The sequence below is a fragment of the Mitsuaria sp. TWR114 genome, from assembly GCF_007997345.1.
This window is the reverse complement of sequence record NZ_VOSR01000357.1, coordinates 1-1,915: the sequence shown is the minus strand read 5'-3', so window position 1 is coordinate 1,915 and position 1,915 is coordinate 1. Positions and strand designations below refer to the sequence as shown.

The 1,915-nt window shown below is 72.8% G+C and carries 1 protein-coding gene and 1 pseudogene; both read left to right on the top strand.

The features are described from left to right. Positions 1–302: 302 nt before the first annotated feature. Positions 303–455, top strand: a pseudogene (locus tag FUT87_RS30700) (GntR family transcriptional regulator); the annotation flags it as partial. 118 nt (positions 456–573) lie between these two features. Continuing rightward, positions 574–1,752 carry a PLP-dependent aminotransferase family protein gene (locus FUT87_RS13965; protein WP_255511827.1) on the top strand — a complete coding sequence of 393 codons (1,179 nt, stop codon included), beginning with the start codon at positions 574–576 and terminating at the stop codon, positions 1,750–1,752. The last annotated feature ends 163 nt before the right edge of the window (positions 1,753–1,915 follow it).

Genomic DNA, 1,915 nt, shown 5'->3' with positions numbered 1-1,915 from the left:
CAGGCGCACCGGCCGGCGCAGGCGCAGCGTGACGGGCCGGCCGTCGGTCGGCAGCACGATCGCGTCCAGGCCGGGCGCGGGTGGGACAAAGGCCGGCGCGGGCGAGAGCCGGGGCCGGAACAGCGGAGGGAGGAGGCGCAGCGGTTGCATGGCCCAACGATAGGAAGCGGCTGTGCGGCGCTCCATCCACAGCGGTCGACCGATGCGGCGCATACAGCGCGCGCACGGCCGTGACCTGTGCTGGCCGGCTTGCCGCTGATCTGTATTGGTCATTGCCAACCCGGAACACACAGAATCGACGCATGGACGCGCCGCTGCTACCGCTGTATATGCAACTCGCCGACCGCATGGCCCGGTCGATCCGGGCGGGCACGCTGAAACGCGGCGAGCGGCTGCCCTCGGTGCGGGAGCTGGCCGGCCAGCACGGCGTGTCGCTGTCGACGGCGGTGCAGGCCTATCGCTGGCTCGAGGATGCCCGGCTGATCGAGGCCCGGCCGCGCTCCGGCTACTTCGTCGCCGCGCGGCCGCCCGGCTGCCGGAGCCGCGGGTCTCCCGGCCCGACACCGCTCGCGCATGGTGCAGCTGGACCAGCTCGGCGCGCAGGTGATGGCGCTGTCGCAGGATCCCGGCTTCATCTCCTTCGGCGCCGCCTGCCCGGGTCCGGAACTCTTCGACCAGGACCGTGTGCGGCGCGCGATGGCCCGCGCCGTGATGCGCCATCGCGAGCTGCTGTGCACCTACCCGATCGGCCCCGGCATGGAGGAGGCCCGACGCGCGGTCGCCCGCCATGCGCTCGGGCTGGGCTGCGTGCTGGACCCGGACGAGGTGGTCATCACCAACAGCTGCATCGAGGCGATCAGCCTGTGCCTGCGCGCCGTCTGCAAGCCCGGCGACGTGGTGGCGCTGGAGTCGCCGACCTATTACGGCTTCCTGGAGATCCTGCAGAGCCTGCACCTGCGCGCGCTGGAGATCCCGACGCATCCGCGTCACGGCATGTCGCTGGACGCGCTGCAGCTGGCCTTCGAGACGCAGCAGGTCAAGGCCGTGCTGACGGTGCCGACGCTGTCCAACCCGCTGGGCGCCTGCCTGCCGGTGCCCGAGCGGCGGCGCCTGGCCGCGATGCTGGCGCGGCACGACGTCGCGCTGATCGAGGACGTGCTCTACAACGACCTGTCCGAGCAGGAGGACAAGCGCCGCGCGGTGAAGTCCTTCGACACGACCGGGCACGTGATGATCTGCGGCTCCTTCTCGAAGACGATCGCGCCGGGGCTGCGGCTGGGCTGGGTCGAGGCGGGCCGCTGGGGCCGGGTGTTGCGGCAGACCAAGGCGGTGCAGTCGGGCGCGCAGACCAGCGTGCTGGAGCTGGCGCTGGCCGACCTGCTGACGCAGGCCGGCAGCGGCGCGGCGCTGCGGCATCTGCGCGCGACCATCGCCGCCCGCGTCGACGAGGCGCGCCAGCTGATCGCCGAGAGCTTCCCCAAGGGCACGCGGGTGTCGGACCCCGCGGGCGGCTTCATCCTGTGGGTGGAACTGCCGGAGGCGCTCGACTCGGCGCAGCTCTATGAAGCGTGCCTGGCCGAGCACATCGTCATCGCGCCGGGGATGATGTTCTCGGCGAGCCCGCGCTTCCGGAACTGCGTGCGGCTGGGCGTCGGCGGCAAGTGGGGCCCCGAGCATCCGCGCGCGCTGCGCCGCATCGGCGCGCTGGCCAAGCAGCTGCTGATGAGCCCGCCGGACGAGCTGGCCGCGTAGGCGCGCGCCGGCGGCGCTCCGCGCGCTCAGCCCTGCAGCCACTCGTCGTCCGCGTCCAGGCCCTTGGGCGCCTTGAGCCGCGTCATCGCGGCCTCGTCGTCGAGCAGGCGCCAGCGCCACCAGTCGGTGCTGATCGACTTGACCAGCGCCGCGTGATGCGCGG